The organism is Bradyrhizobium sp. USDA 4510 (assembly GCF_054059095.1).
Window position 1 is genome coordinate 2,093,075 of the sequence record NZ_JBSSBT010000001.1, and the last position, 13,755, is coordinate 2,106,829.

The following is a 13,755-nucleotide window of genomic DNA, read 5'->3' on the forward strand; positions in this document are numbered from 1 at the left end:
GCTTCGCAATCTGCGTAGGGCGGGTTAGCCACCCTACGGCCACTGTCGTCCATGCGAAAGCAGGGACCCATAACCACAGGGTCTCGTTGTTGGGGCTCGCTGTGCCCCCAGCCTTCGTGACAATGGGCAGTGATGGTTATGGGTCCCGGCTCGCGCGGAGCTTGTCATCGGGCGGCGCTTTGCGCCGACCCGTTGGCTTGGCCGGGACGACGGTGAAATTACCCCTTCACGATCCTTCGGCAGTGCTCCCACGCCGCGTGGATCAAATTCTCGCTCGCCTCGGGCGTGCGGAAGGCGGAGTGCGCCGACAGCGTCACGTTCGGGATCCTGGTCAGCGGGTGATCCTTCGGCAGCGGCTCGATGTTGTAGACGTCGAGGCCGGCGTGGCGGATGTGGCCCGAATTGAGCGCATCGATCATCGCCAGCTCGTCGACGATCGCGCCGCGCGCGGTGTTGATCAGCACCACACCCTTTTTCATCTTCGCGATCTTGTCGCGCGTGATCAGGCCGCGGGTCTCGTCATTCAGCAGCAGGTGGATCGAAACCACGTCGCTGCTCGCCAGCACGGTGTCGAGATCGACGAATTCGACACCCGGATGGCTCTTGGCCGACCGGTTCCAGGCGATCACCTTCATGCCGCTGCCGAGTGCGATGCGGGCGACCTCGGCGGCGATGCCGCCGAAGCCGACCAGGCCGAGTGTCTTGCCGGAGAGCTGCATGCCGTCCTCTCGCAGCCAGTTGCCGGCGCGCATCTCGCGGTCCATCTGCGCGATCACGCGCGCCGACGACCACATCAGCGCGATCGCTGACTCCGCGACCGCGGTGTCGCCATAGCCCTTGATCAGGTGCACGGAGATACCGAGCTCGGCAAGCTCTTCCGGGTTCATGTAGCTGCGCGCGCCGGTGCCGAGGAACACGACGTGCTTCAGGCCGGCGCACTTTTTCGCAATGTCGGTCGGCAGCGCGGTGTGGTCGACCACCGCGATCTCGGCGCCGTCGAGGAGCGCCGGATAGTCCTCGGACTTGATGTCCGGGTCGCGGTTGATCCGCATCCTGGGATCGCCGGGCTTTTCCAGGCGCTCCGTGATGACAGCAAGCGATTCATTGGCGTCGACAAACACTGCGCGCACGAAAGCCTCCATCGATGAGGAGAAAGGAAGATCAGGACGCGACGCCGGCGAGCGCCAGCACCGTATGCATCAGGACGTTGGCGCCGGCGGCGCAATCGGTCTGCGTGGCGTCTTCCAGCTCGTTATGGCTGATGCCGTCCTTGCAGGGCACGAACACCATCGCTGCCGGCATCACCGTGTTGAGGTTGCAGGCGTCGTGGCCGGCGCCCGAGGTGATGCGGCGGTGCGAATAGCCGAGCTGCTTGGCGGCGTTCTCGACCGCGTCGACCAGCTTCGGATCGAAGTGCGTCGGCGCCTTGCGCCAGACGAGATCGAGCTGCACCTCGACCTTGCGCTTTGCTGCGATCTCGCTCACAGCGGCACGCAGGTCGCGATCCAGCGCATCCATGATCCCAGCGTCGGCGCTGCGGCAATCCACCGTGAAGCTGATCTCGCCGGGGATGACGTTGCGCGAGGGCGCGGCGATCACGGCCTCGCCGATGGTGCCGACCGCCTTCGGGCCGTGCTTCTTCGCGATGCTCTCCATCGCCAGAACGATCTCGGACAGCGTCGCCAGCGCATCGCGGCGCAGCGGCATCGGGGTCGAGCCGGCGTGGCTCTCGAAGCCGGTGATCTTGCCGTCGTACCACAACACGCCCTGGCCGGAATCGACCACGCCGATGGTCTTGTTCTCGGCCTCCAGGATCGGACCCTGCTCGATATGCAGCTCGACGAAGCTGGTGAACTTCTGGCGGCCGACGGGGGCGTCGCCGCGATAACCGATCGTGTCCAGCGCCTGCGCCACCGTGACGCCCTCGGCGTCCTTGCGCGACAGGATGTCGTCGGTGGTGAAATCGCCGACATAGGCGGCCGAGGCCATCATCGCCGGCGCAAAGCGCGAGCCTTCCTCATTGGTCCAGTTGCAGATGCAGATCGGAAGCTCGGTCTCGATCCCGGCATCGTTCAGCGTGCGCACCATTTCGAGCGCCGCCAGCGTGCCGAGCACGCCGTCATATTTGCCGCCGGTCGGCTGGGTGTCGAGATGCGAGCCGACGCCGATCGGCGGCTTCGACATGTCCCGTCCTTTCCTCAACCCGAACATCGAGCCGAGCGCGTCGACCTGCACCTCGAGGCCGGCGTCCTCGCACGCCTTGCGGAACCAGTCGCGCACCTGTTTGTCTTCGGCGCTCAAGGTCAGCCGCCGCACACCGCCCTTGGGCGTTGCACCGAACTGCGCGGTTTCGTGGATAGTGCCCCAGAGGCGGGCGGAATCGATCTGCAGGTTGGTGGCGGCTCGGCTCATGCTGACATTCCATTTGTATTCGGTCATTCCGGGATGGTCCGAAGGACCAGACCCGGAATCTCGAGATTCCGGGTTCGATGCTCGCGCATCGCCCCGGAATGACAGTTCATCTCCGGCAATCGTTCAATGACGCGCCACTCTCGCGCCGTCAACCGCCACGCTCGTCTGCGCGATCTGCCTGGCGAGATTGGCGACGCGCTCGATGGCGACCGCATCGGGCGAGGCGAGCCAGCTCGCGGTGAAGGTGAGGGGCGGCAGCTTGAGGTCGGTGTCGAGCAGCAGCAAGCGCCCGTCGGCAAGCTCGTTCTCGACGATCGCCGCGGGGATCACCGCGATGCCAAGCCCTTCATTGGCCATGTGGATCACGGTCGCGAGCGAGGTCGAGGCGTGCAGCCGGATCGGCGGCAGATCGGGGGCGTTGAACAGCGCGCGTACGGTCTCGTAGGGCTGGGTCTTGCGCGGAAAGGTGATGATCGGAAACCGCGCCAGGTCCTGCCGCGCCACCGGGCCGTCGCCGAGGCCGAGCGCCGGGCTCGCCAGGAAACCGATCGGGTAATCGCACAGCACGTGGTTGTGCGCGCCGGACGCCGAGACCGGTCCAAGCACGAAGGCGAGCTCGATCTCCTGCGCCAGCAGCCGCTGCGTCAGATTGGGCGTGATGTCGACCTCGATCTCCAGCGACAGGTTCGGGTAGACCTCGTTGACGCTTTTGACGAGGCGCGGCAGCCAGGTGTGCACGATAGTCTCCGCGACACCGAGCCGCAGCGCGCCGCGCATCGCCGAACGGTCGCCGACCTCGGCCATCATCTCCGAACGCAGGCCGATCAGCTTCTCGGCATAGATCATCATCAGCCGCCCGCTCGGGGTGGGCGAGGCCACCCGGTGGTCGCGGTTGAGCAGCTTGACGCCCATTTCGCGCTCGAGCTGGGCAATGCGCTGGGAGATCGCCGGCTGGGTGGTGTTGAGCCGCTGGGCGGCGCCGCGGAAGCTGCCGAGCTTGACGACCCAGAGAAATGTCTCGATCGAGCGGAAGTCCGTCATTGGAAGCATTTTCCCGATCGATAAATCTGCTTTATCGATTTTGATTAGAAAGGACGATTAGACATTATATCACGCTTGGTGTTGGTTTGTCCTTGTCGAGATTATGGGCAGGAGAATCCCATGACTGTTTTTGCGGCAGTGCAGCGATCTCAGGGGGAGCCAGTGCTGGCGAGCGTCGAAGCGCGCCGCGCCTGCCGTGACGGCGTGGCCTCGGCCACCACAGCCGGCCTCGCCAACGGTTTCGTCCAGGGCAATCTCGCGATCCTGCCGGAAAAGCTCGCCGGCGCCTTCCACCGCTTCTGCCAGCTCAATCCGAAGCCGTGCCCGATCATCGGCATGTCTGACGTCGGCGATCCCCGCATTCCGGCCCTTGGTCTCGACCTCGACATCCGCACCGACGTGCCGCGCTACCGGGTCTGGCGCGACGGCGAGGTGGCGGACGAGCCGACCGACATCACCAAATACTGGCGCGACGATCTCGTCACCTTCGTGCTCGGCTGCTCCTACTCTTTCGAGGAGGCGCTGCTGGATGAGGGCCTGCCGATCCGTCACATTGAACGCAATCTGCGTGTGCCAATGTACCGCACCAATATCGCCTGCAGCCCGTCGGGACCGTTCGCGGGACCCATGGTGGTGTCGATGCGCCCGTTCAAGCCGGCGGATGCGATCCGCGCGGTGCAGATCACCTCGCGCTTCCCGTCGGTGCATGGCGCGCCGGTCCATCTCGGCCATCCGCATGCGATCGGCATCAAGGATATCGCCAAGCCCGATTACGGCGATGCGGTACCGGTCGCCGATGACGAGATCCCGGTGTTCTGGGCCTGTGGCGTCACGCCGCAATCGGTGATCGCAAGTGCGAAGCTGCCGTTCGCGATCACGCATTCGCCGGGCCTGATGCTGGTGACCGATCTCAGGAACAAGCAGCTCGCTGTGCTCTGAATAGGCAATTCGTGCAATTCATTGAGGCTTTACTGCGCGCTACAAGCGTCACATCGATAATAACAAGCTGACCAAGGGGAAATTTCGATGACGATCTCTCGCCGTAACGTGTTGCTGGGTGCCACTGCCGCTGCTGCGCTCGGTCCGATGGCCGCGCGCGCGCAGACCAGTGAAGTGGCAATCGGCGTGATCTATCCGCTCTCGGGCGCCAGCGCCCAGATCGGCGTCGATGCGCAGCGCGCGTTCGAGACCGCGGCAGACATCATCAACAAGAACTATGACTTCGCATTGCCGCTCGCCAAGGGCGAGGGCCTGTCCGGCCTCGGCGGCGCCAAGGTCAAGCTCGTGTTCGCCGACCACCAGGCCGATCCGCAAAAGGGCCGCGCCGAAGCCGAGCGCCTGATCACGCAGGAGAAGGTCTGCGCCGTGATCGGCACCTATCAGAGCGCGGTCGCCGTCACCGTCAGCCAGATCTGCGAGCGCTACGGCGTTCCGTTCCTCTCGGCGGACAATTCCTCGCCGAGCCTGCATCGCCGCGGCCTGAAATACTATTTCCGCGCCTCGCCGCATGACGAGATGTTCTCGACCGCGATGTTCGACTTCTTCGATGCGATGAAGAAGAAGGGCCAGAAGATCGAGACGCTGGCGCTGTTCCACGAAGACACCATCTTCGGCACCGATTCGGCGAACGCGCAGACCAAGCTCGCCGGCGAGCGCGGCTACAAGATCGTGGCCGACATCAAGTACCGCGCCAACTCGCCGTCGCTGACCGCGGAGGTGCAGCAGCTCAAGGCGGCGAATGCCGACGTGCTGATGCCGTCGAGCTACACCACCGACGCGATCCTCCTGGTGAAGACCATGGCCGAGCTCGGCTACAAGCCGAAGAACATCATGGCGCAGGACGCCGGCTTCTCCGAGAAGGCGACCTACGACGCGGTCGGCGACAAGCTCGAGGGCGTGATCTCGCGCGGCAGCTTCTCGCTCGACCTGGCGCAGAAGCGGCCGATGGTCGGTCTCATCAACGAGATGTACCGCGCCAAGTCGGGCAAGGACTTCAACGACTATTCGTCGCGCCAGTTCATGGGCCTGATCGTGATGGCGGACGCCATCAACCGCGCCAAGTCGACCGACGGCGACAAGATCCGCGAGGCGCTGGTCGCCACCGACATGCCGGGCGATCAGACCATCATGCCGTGGCGGCGCGTCAAGTTCGACGAGATGGGGCAGAACAACTTCGCCGATCCGGTGCTGTTGCAGTACTCCGCGAAGAACTTCGTGACGATCTTCCCGGAACAGGCCGCCGTCTCCGAGGCGATCTGGCCGATGAACAGCTGATCGGTCGGGCGCCAGAGCGTCCGTTCCGATCGTATCGGAGCGGAGCTCTGGATTCTTGTTGCGACGCGTTTTCCTAGCGCGAACCGGTATCCACTTCGCTCGAAAACGCTATTGAGGGGGCAGACGGCGGTGACAGCCGAAGACATCATTCAGAGTCTCGCATGTTCCGTCATTGCGAGCGAAGCGAAGCAATCCACGTCTCCGCGAAAAGGAAGCATGGATTGCTTCGTCGCTTCGCTCCTCGCAATGACGGGGGCTAAAGACAATGGTCGGAACATGGAGCGTCGACCGTGACAGCCGAGACCATTATCCAGAGTTTGGCGAGCGGCCTGTTGATGGGGCTGCTCTACGGACTGATCGCCGCAGGCCTCGCATTGATCTTCGGATTGATGGACGTCGTGAATTTCGCGCACGGCGAGTTCCTGATGATCGCGATGTACGCGACCTTCTTCCTGTTCGCGTTCTTCGCGATCGATCCCTTGCTCGCGGCGCCGCTGGTCGCCGCGGCGCTGTTCGTGTTCGGTGCGGTGGTCTATTTGTTGATCGTCCGCTTCGCGATGCGCGCCAAGGCCAATGCTGGCATGGTGCAGATCTTCTCGACCTTCGGCCTCGCGATCGTGATGCGGGGCCTCGCCCAGTTCTTCTTCACGCCCGACTACCGCAGCGTCACCAACTCCTGGGTCGGCGGCAAGACGGTGTCGATCGCCGGCATCTATCTGCCGGAGCCGCAGCTGATCGGCGCGATGCTGTCGATCGCGGCCTTCGTCGCGCTCTACTTCTTCATCAATCGCACCGATTTCGGCCGCGCGCTCGAGGCGACGCGCGAAGACGCCGGCGCGGTGGCGCTGGTCGGCATTGACAAGAACCGCGTGTTCGCGCTCGGCTGGGGCCTTGGTGCGGCGCTGGTCGGCCTCGCCGGCGCCATCATGGCGATCTTCTTCTACGTCTACCCCGACGTGGGCGCGTCGTTCGCCCTGATCGCCTACGTCACCGTGGCGCTCGGCGGCTTCGGCAGCGTGTTCGGCGCCTTTGCCGGCGGCATCATCGTCGGCCTGGTGGAAGCAACCACCGCGCTGATCCTGCCGCCGTCGCTGAAATCGGTCGGCATCTATGCCGTTTACCTGCTGGTCGTCTTCATCCGCCCGCGTGGCCTGTTCGGATCGATGTGATGGACACCCAGTTCGCCCAACGCCGCAGGCGTGACCTGATCGTGGCGGCCTGCCTCGCGGTGATCGCCGCGCTGGTGCCGCTGTTCGTCAAGGACGTCTACGTCCAGAACATCATGGTGCTGACGCTGATGTATGCGGCGCTGTCGCAGAGCTGGAACATCCTGTCCGGCTATTGCGGCCAGATCTCGCTCGGCCATGCGCTGTATTTCGGGCTCGGCGCCTATACCACCGCGCTCTTGTTCACCAAGTTCGGCGTGCTGCCGTGGTTCGGCATGCTGGCGGGCGGGGCGATCTCCGCATTGATCGCGTTGGCGCTCGGCTATCCCTGCTTCCGCCTGCGCGGGCATTATTTCGTGATCGCGACCATCGTGATCGCCGAGATCGCGCTGCTGTTGATCCAGAACTGGGATTGGGCCGGCGCCGCGCTCGGCATCGACATCCCGGTGCGCGGCGACAGCTGGCTGAAATTCCAGTTCACCCGCTCGAAGCTGCCTTACTTCTATTTCGCGCTGGCGCTGGCCTGCATCGCCTGGTTCGTCACCTGGTGGCTGGAGGATTCCAAATGGGGCTATTGGTGGCGCGCGGTGAAGGACAATCCCGATGCGGCCGAAAGCCTCGGCGTGGTCGTGTTCAACTCCAAGATGGGCGCGGCGGCGGTTTCGGCCTTCCTCGTTGCGGTCGGCGGCAGCTTCTACGCCCAGTTCGTCTCCTACATCGATCCTGAGAGCGTGATGGGCTTCCAGTTCTCGCTGCTGATGGCGCTGCCTGCGGTGCTTGGCGGCATCGGCACCTTGTGGGGCCCGGTGCTGGGCGCGGTCATCCTGATCCCGCTCACCGAGCTGACGCGCTCGTTCATCGGCGGCTCCGGGCGCGGCGTCGACCTCATCGTCTACGGCACGCTGATCGTCGTGATCTCGCTGGCGCTGCCGCGCGGACTGGTCAGCGTGTTCTCCCTGCGCAAGGGAGCTGCACGATGACGGCGCTGCTGGAAACGCGCGGAGTATGGCAGCGCTTCGGCGGCCTCGTCGCCAACAGCGATGTCTCGATCTCGGTCGGGCGCGGCGAGATCGTCGGCCTGATCGGCCCCAACGGCGCCGGCAAGTCGACGCTGTTCAACCTGATCGCGGGCGTGCTGCCGCCGACCCAGGGCTCGATCATCTTCGACGGCGAGGACGTGACCAAGCTGCCGGCGGCGGAACGCTGCCAGCGCGGCGTCGGGCGTACCTTCCAGGTCGTCAAGAGTTTTGAGACCATGACCGTGATCGACAACGTCATCGTCGGCGCGCTGATCCGCAACACCAAGATGCGCATCGCGCGGCAGAAGGCCTACGAGGTGCTGGAGTTCTGCGGCCTTGCGGCGCGCGCCGACAAGCTCGCCGCCGACCTCGTGCCGTCGGAGAAGCGCCGGCTCGAGGTGGCCCGCGCGCTCGCCACCGAGCCGAAGCTGCTGCTGCTCGACGAAGTCCTCACCGGACTGACGCCGGTCGAGGCACAGACCGGCGTCGAGCTGGTGCGCAAGGTCCGCGCCGCCGGCATCACCGTGCTGATGGTCGAGCATGTGATGGAGATCGTGATGCCGCTGGTCGATCGCGCCATCGTGCTGAATCTCGGCAAGGTGCTGGTCGAGGGCAAGCCGACTGAGGTCGTCCGCAATCCGGAAGTCATTTCTGCCTATCTCGGGGATCGTCATGCTGTCGGTGCGTGAAGTCACCACCGCCTATCAGGGCCTGGTCGCGATCTCCTCGGTGTCGATCGACGTCACCAAGGGCGAGATCGTCTGCGTCGCCGGCGCCAACGGAGCGGGCAAGTCGACGCTGTTGAAATCGATCGCCGGCGCCGAGCGGCCGCGCGCTGGCACCGTCACCTTCGACGGCAAGCGCGTCGACGGCCAGCCGCAGCACGTCATCACGTCAAGCGGCATTGCTTACGTGCCGGAGAACCGCCGGCTGTTTCCGCGGCTGTCGGTGCGCGACAATCTGCGCCTCGGCAGCTATCTCTATCGCAGCCAGTCCGACCGCGACGCGCCGCTCGATCTGGTGTTCAAGCTGTTTCCGCGACTCGGCGAACGGCTCGACCAGCGCGCCGAGACGCTGTCCGGCGGCGAGCAGCAGATGCTCGCGATTGGCCGTGCGCTGATGACGCGGCCGCGGCTTCTGATGCTCGACGAACCGTCGCAGGGCATCATGCCGAAACTGGTCGACGAGATCTTCCAGGCCGTGAAGCGCATCCGCGACGCCGGCATGACGGTCCTGATCGTCGAGCAGCGCATGGCCGAATGCCTCGAGATCGCCGACCGCGCCTACATCCTGCAGACCGGCCGCGTGCTGATGCAGGGCACCGCCGCCGAGATCAGCGGCAATCCCGACGTGCGCAAGGCGTATCTGGGGCTGTAGCGACGGAATCTCCACGCTCGTACCTCCAGCGACAAAGGCTTTGCCTTTGCGCGGGGATGACGCCAGTGCATGCGGTGCGCGCAATCCAGCCCGTAGCCCGGATGAGCGCAGCGACATCCGGGGCGTCCCGCATATCGCTGCGCTCATGCGGGCTACTGATCCAGCCCACGCAGCCTACTTGCTCTCGTCGATCTTCTCGACCTTGGCGGCGAGGTCCGGCACGCGGCTGACGCGATAGGTCGCGTTGCTGCAGGTCAGCGTCCAGGCCTCGTTGTCGGGCTTCGAGAGCTTGTCGTCCCGCTCGGCCTTGAGCGGCTTGTCGCAGGCATAGCCTTGCGCGCGCAGCTGGGTTGCCAGCATGCCTTGCAAGGTCTCTTCGGTCCGTCCGTCCGACGCCGCAAGGCCGACGGCGAACGGAATCGCTAACGCCAAGCCTGTGAACCTCATCATGACTGTCTTCCGCATATCGATCCTCCGCTTGATCTAGTGAGGGTGATCCGGCAGCACGAGCCCGAACGTCCTGGTCAAATCCGCCACCTGGTCGGGCGACAAATAGCGCGGGTTCAGGCCGCGCAGCAGCAGATAGAGCTTTGCGGTTTCCTCCAGCTCCTCGGTCGCGAACACCGCCGTTTCCAGCGTATCGCCCGACACGACGGGCCCATGATTGGCGAGCAGCACCGATGAATATTTCCCGGCCAGTCCCCGGATCGCGTCGGCAACGGCCGGATCGCCGGGGCGATAATAGGGCACCAGCGCGGTCTGGCCGCACTTCATGACGTAATAGGCGGTCATCGCCGGCAGCGCGGCGCGCGGGTCGATCTCGGGCAGCATCGAGAGCGCGACCGAATGAGTCGAGTGCAGGTGCACCACGGCGCCGGCGGAGGCGCGCGTCTGGTAGAGCGCGGTGTGCAGCGGCACTTCCTTGGTCGGGGCGTCGCCGGAGACGAGCCGGCCGTTGCCGTCGAGCCGCGACATTTTCGCCGGATCGAGGAAGCCGAGCGAGGCGTTGGTCGGCGTCACCAGCCAGCCGCCGTCCGCGAGCCGGACGCTGATATTGCCCGAGGAGCCCGGCGTCAGGCCGCGCTCGAACAGCGAGCGGCCGAAGCGGCAGATGTCCTCACGAAGCTTTGTTTCGCTCATCCGGTTTCGCTCGCCGCGCCATCTTTGGCGCTATCCGTTTTCCGCTTTGTCTCATGCTTTGGCAGCGCGGCCAAGCCGTGATAGGCAAGCAGCAACGAGCATGAACCGGGCCCGGAAGGCCGCGCTGGCGCAAAGTGGCAGCCGGTTTTCCGAAAAGGTCATGCTCAAACAACTAAAAATGTTCAGGGATCGCCAAATGTCCAGTTCCGCAACATCACGTGTCGCCGTCATCGGGCTGGGCTCGATGGGATACGGCATGGCGACCTCACTCAGGCGGGCCGGTTTCGAGGTGACCGGCTGCGACGTCACGGCCGATGCGGTGGCGCGCTTCGTCGCCGACGGCGGCAAGGGCGCCAAGTCGCCGGCCGAGGCGGCCCGGGATGCCGACATTGTCGTCAGCGTCGTCGTCAACGCGGCGCAGACTGAAGGGATCCTGTTCGGCAAGGACGGCGTCGCCGAGACCTTGGCCAAGGACGCGGTCTTCATCTCCTCGGCGACCATGGACCCTGATATCGCGCGGCGCCTCGCAAAGCAGCTCGAGGCGACCGGCCGGCACTATCTCGATGCCCCGATCTCCGGCGGCGCGCAGCGCGCGGCGCAGGGCGAATTGACGATTCTCGCCTCCGGCAGCGCCGCGGCATTTGCGAAGGCGCGGCCGGCGCTGGATGCGATGGCGGCAAAGCTCTACGAGCTCGGCGATGCCGCGGGGCAGGGCGCCGCGTTCAAGATGATCAACCAGCTGCTGGCCGGCGTGCATATCGCGGCCGCCTCCGAGGCGATCGCCTTCGCCGCCAAGCAGGGGCTCGACATCCGCAAGGTCTATGAGGTGATCACCGCCTCCGCCGGCAATTCCTGGATGTTCGAGAACCGCATGCCGCATGTGCTCGACGGCGACTATGCGCCGCGCAGCGCCGTCGAAATTTTTGTGAAGGACCTCGGGCATTATCCAGGACATGGCGCGCAATGCACGCTTCCCGGTGCCGGTCTCGGCCGCGGCCTTGCAGATGTTCCTGATGACCGCGGCCGCCGGCATGGGCCGCGACGACGATGCGTCGGTGGCGCGGATGTATGCGCAGGTTACCGGCACCAAGCTTCCAGGCGAGAAATAAGAGGATCCTGCAATGCCCCGTTTTGCCGCCAACCTCACCATGATGTTCAACGAGGTCCCGTTCCTCGACCGCTTCGAGGCGGCCGCGAAGGCGGGCTTCACCGCGGTCGAGTTCCTGTTTCCTTACGACCATCCGGCCGAGGAGGTCGGCAAGCGGCTGAATGGCAATGGGCTGACGCAGGCGCTGTTCAACCTGCCGCCGGGCGACTGGAACGCCGGCGAGAAGGGGTTTGCCGCGCTGCCGGACCGTTTCGCCGACCTCCAGCAAAGCCTGAAGACCGCGCTGCCCTATGTGCAGGCGACCGGCGTCAAGCGGGTGCATCTGATGGCGGGAATAGCCGACCGCAGCGATGCCAGGGCGGTCGCCGCGTTTCGCAAATCGGTCGCCCATGCCGCAGAGTTCTTCGCGCCGCACGGCCTCGACGTCGTGATCGAGCCGATCAATCCGCGCAACGTGCCCGGCTACTTCCTCAACGATTTCATCTTCGCGCGCGATCTGATCAACGAGCTTGGTATCGCGAACCTGAAGCTGCAGTTCGACATCTACCACTGCCAGATCATCCATGGCGACGTCACCATGCGGCTGCGTGAAATGATGCCGATCATCGGCCACGTCCAGATCGCGTCGATCCCCTCGCGCAACGAGCCCGACGGCGAGGAGCTGAACTATCCGTTCCTGTTCGGCGAGCTCGACCGGCTCGGCTACGGCGGCTTCGTCGGCTGCGAGTACAATCCGCGCGGCAAGACCACCGACGGTCTCGCCTGGTTCAAGCCCTATGCCGGAGTGAAGCCGTGACGCGAGCCGGAAAACTGTCTCTCGGTTGCATCGCCGACGACTATACCGGCGCCTCCGACCTCGCCAACACGCTGACCCGCGCCGGCCTGCGCACGGTGCAGACCATCGGCGTGCCTGCGGACGATCTCGCGCTGCCCGAGGTCGACGCCGTCGTGGTGTCGCTGAAGAGCCGTTCGATCGAGGCCGGCCTCGCCGTGACGCGTTCGCGCGCAGCGGAGGCCTGGCTGCGCGGCCGCGGTGCCAAACATATCCTGTTCAAGATCTGCTCGACCTTCGATTCAACCGATGCCGGCAACATCGGCCCCGTGATGGACGCGCTGCGCGCCGATTCCAGGGATGCCATCGTGCTGGTGACTCCGGCATTCCCGGAGACCGGCCGCACCGTCTACCAGGGCAATCTGTTCGTCGGCTCGGTGCCGCTGAACGAGAGTCCGCTGAAGGACCACCCGCTCAACCCGATGCATGATTCCAATCTGGTTCGCGTGCTGGCGCGGCAAAGCACGACCAAGGTCGGCCTGGTCGATCTGGCGACGCTGAGCCGTGGCGCGGACGCCGTCCGGGCAAAGCTCGCCGAGCTCACGCAAAGCGGCATCGGCGCCACCATCGTCGATGCGGTGTTCGACCGCGACCTCGAGACCATCGGGCAGGTCGCGCTGGATCACCGTCTTTCAGTCGGCGCTTCCGGGATCGGGCTTGGCCTGGCGCGGGCGCTGGTCGCCGCGAGCAAGGCCAAACCGGACAGCGCGGATGCGATGCTGGCGACGCCGGTCGGCGGCCCGGCGGCGTGCCTTGCCGGCAGTTGCTCGCAGGCGACCCTGCGCCAGATCGCAAACGCCGAGAAAGTGATGCCGGTCCTGCACCTCGATCCCGAGCAGGTGGTCGCCGGCAAGGACGAAACGCAGCGTGCGCTCGCCTGGGCCAGAGACCGGCTCGGGGCGGGGCCAATCCTGATTGCGAGCAGCTCGACCCCGGATCAGGTGGCAGCTGTGCAATCCCGTCATGGTCGCGATGCAGCCGGGCATGCCATCGAGCAGGCGATGGCCGACATCGCGGATGGTCTGGTGCAGTCGGGCGTGCACAGGCTGGTGGTCGCCGGTGGTGAAACTTCGGGCGCCGTGGTCGATCGCCTGCGCATTCCTGGATTCCTGGTCGGTGCGGAAATCGCCGCCGGCGTGCCGGTTCTGCGAGCGGTCGGCGCCGGGAGAGGCGAGATGGTGCTTGCCCTGAAATCAGGCAATTTCGGCGGGCCGGAGTTTTTCTCGGATGCGCTCGTGTTGATGCCTTGATGCGGCTGGCGCGCATCATGCCACGGTGTCGAAGAGCGCCTCCGTAGTTCAACGGGGAACCAAATTAACCCTACTTAAGGAGGGGGGCTGGCTTTGATGTCTGCGGCGTCCCGCCACGCCCCCAGCCATTCGATCG

Annotated in this window: 13 protein-coding genes and 1 pseudogene; 9 read left to right on the plus strand and 5 right to left on the minus strand. The window is 65.2% G+C overall.

Going from position 1 to position 13,755, the window contains the following annotated elements; translation table 11 throughout:
* Positions 1-218: 218 nt before the first annotated feature.
* The 3 genes from ACVMDN_RS09260 to ACVMDN_RS09270 form a co-directional block, all read right to left on the minus strand.
* A complete protein-coding gene (locus ACVMDN_RS09260; protein WP_456835296.1) occupies positions 219-1,130 on the minus strand; it encodes an NAD(P)-dependent oxidoreductase in 912 nt (303 codons plus the stop codon).
* A 31-nt stretch (positions 1,131-1,161) separates the two neighbouring features.
* Positions 1,162-2,412, minus strand: a complete 1,251-nt coding sequence (locus ACVMDN_RS09265) for an allantoate amidohydrolase (protein ID WP_456835295.1) — start codon at positions 2,410-2,412, stop codon at positions 1,162-1,164.
* A gap of 123 nt (positions 2,413-2,535) precedes the next feature.
* Complete coding sequence (locus tag ACVMDN_RS09270; protein WP_057017643.1) at positions 2,536-3,453, minus strand: LysR family transcriptional regulator; 918 nt, start codon at positions 3,451-3,453, stop codon at positions 2,536-2,538.
* A gap of 120 nt (positions 3,454-3,573) precedes the next feature.
* Here ACVMDN_RS09270 and ACVMDN_RS09275 point away from each other — a divergent pair, with 120 nt between their 5' ends.
* The 6 genes from ACVMDN_RS09275 (at position 3,574) to ACVMDN_RS09300 (ending at position 9,289) form a co-directional block, all read left to right on the plus strand.
* Entirely contained in the window at positions 3,574-4,392 is an 819-nt protein-coding gene (locus tag ACVMDN_RS09275) for a putative hydro-lyase (RefSeq protein WP_168857528.1), read from the plus strand.
* Positions 4,393-4,479: 87 nt separating this feature from the next.
* Positions 4,480-5,727: an ABC transporter substrate-binding protein gene (locus tag ACVMDN_RS09280; RefSeq protein ID WP_076827180.1), complete on the plus strand. Its 1,248-nt coding sequence runs from the start codon at positions 4,480-4,482 to the stop codon at positions 5,725-5,727.
* A gap of 290 nt (positions 5,728-6,017) precedes the next feature.
* A complete protein-coding gene (locus tag ACVMDN_RS09285; protein ID WP_076827182.1) occupies positions 6,018-6,896 on the plus strand; it encodes a branched-chain amino acid ABC transporter permease in 879 nt (292 codons plus the stop codon).
* A complete protein-coding gene (locus tag ACVMDN_RS09290; RefSeq protein WP_076827183.1) occupies positions 6,896-7,873 on the plus strand; it encodes a branched-chain amino acid ABC transporter permease in 978 nt (325 codons plus the stop codon). Before ACVMDN_RS09285 ends, ACVMDN_RS09290 begins: the two co-directional genes overlap by 1 nt.
* Positions 7,870-8,601 carry an ABC transporter ATP-binding protein gene (locus ACVMDN_RS09295; protein ID WP_016842862.1) on the plus strand — a complete coding sequence of 244 codons (732 nt, stop codon included), beginning with the start codon at positions 7,870-7,872 and terminating at the stop codon, positions 8,599-8,601. The genes ACVMDN_RS09290 and ACVMDN_RS09295 overlap by 4 nt, the downstream gene beginning before the upstream one ends.
* The gene (locus tag ACVMDN_RS09300; protein ID WP_076827185.1) at positions 8,585-9,289 is read left to right on the plus strand and encodes an ABC transporter ATP-binding protein; all 705 of its coding nucleotides are present in this window, start codon (positions 8,585-8,587) and stop codon (positions 9,287-9,289) included. Before ACVMDN_RS09295 ends, ACVMDN_RS09300 begins: the two co-directional genes overlap by 17 nt.
* A gap of 174 nt (positions 9,290-9,463) precedes the next feature.
* Here ACVMDN_RS09300 and ACVMDN_RS09305 read toward each other — a convergent pair whose 3' ends face one another.
* Both ACVMDN_RS09305 and otnC read right to left on the minus strand, forming a co-directional pair.
* The gene (locus ACVMDN_RS09305; protein WP_057017646.1) at positions 9,464-9,739 is read right to left on the minus strand and encodes a hypothetical protein; all 276 of its coding nucleotides are present in this window, start codon (positions 9,737-9,739) and stop codon (positions 9,464-9,466) included.
* Between the two features lie 33 nt (positions 9,740-9,772).
* The gene (otnC, locus tag ACVMDN_RS09310; RefSeq protein ID WP_057017647.1) at positions 9,773-10,429 is read right to left on the minus strand and encodes a 3-oxo-tetronate 4-phosphate decarboxylase; all 657 of its coding nucleotides are present in this window, start codon (positions 10,427-10,429) and stop codon (positions 9,773-9,775) included.
* A 196-nt stretch (positions 10,430-10,625) separates the two neighbouring features.
* Here otnC and ltnD point away from each other — a divergent pair.
* The 3 genes and pseudogenes from ltnD to otnK all read left to right on the plus strand — a co-directional run bounded on the left by ltnD (position 10,626) and on the right by otnK (position 13,619).
* Positions 10,626-11,538, plus strand: a pseudogene (gene ltnD / locus ACVMDN_RS09315) (L-threonate dehydrogenase).
* A 12-nt stretch (positions 11,539-11,550) separates the two neighbouring features.
* Positions 11,551-12,333: a 2-oxo-tetronate isomerase gene (gene otnI / locus ACVMDN_RS09320; protein ID WP_057017649.1), complete on the plus strand. Its 783-nt coding sequence runs from the start codon at positions 11,551-11,553 to the stop codon at positions 12,331-12,333.
* Positions 12,330-13,619, plus strand: a complete 1,290-nt coding sequence (otnK, locus tag ACVMDN_RS09325; protein WP_057017650.1) for a 3-oxo-tetronate kinase — start codon at positions 12,330-12,332, stop codon at positions 13,617-13,619. Before otnI ends, otnK begins: the two co-directional genes overlap by 4 nt.
* Positions 13,620-13,755 lie beyond the last annotated feature (136 nt).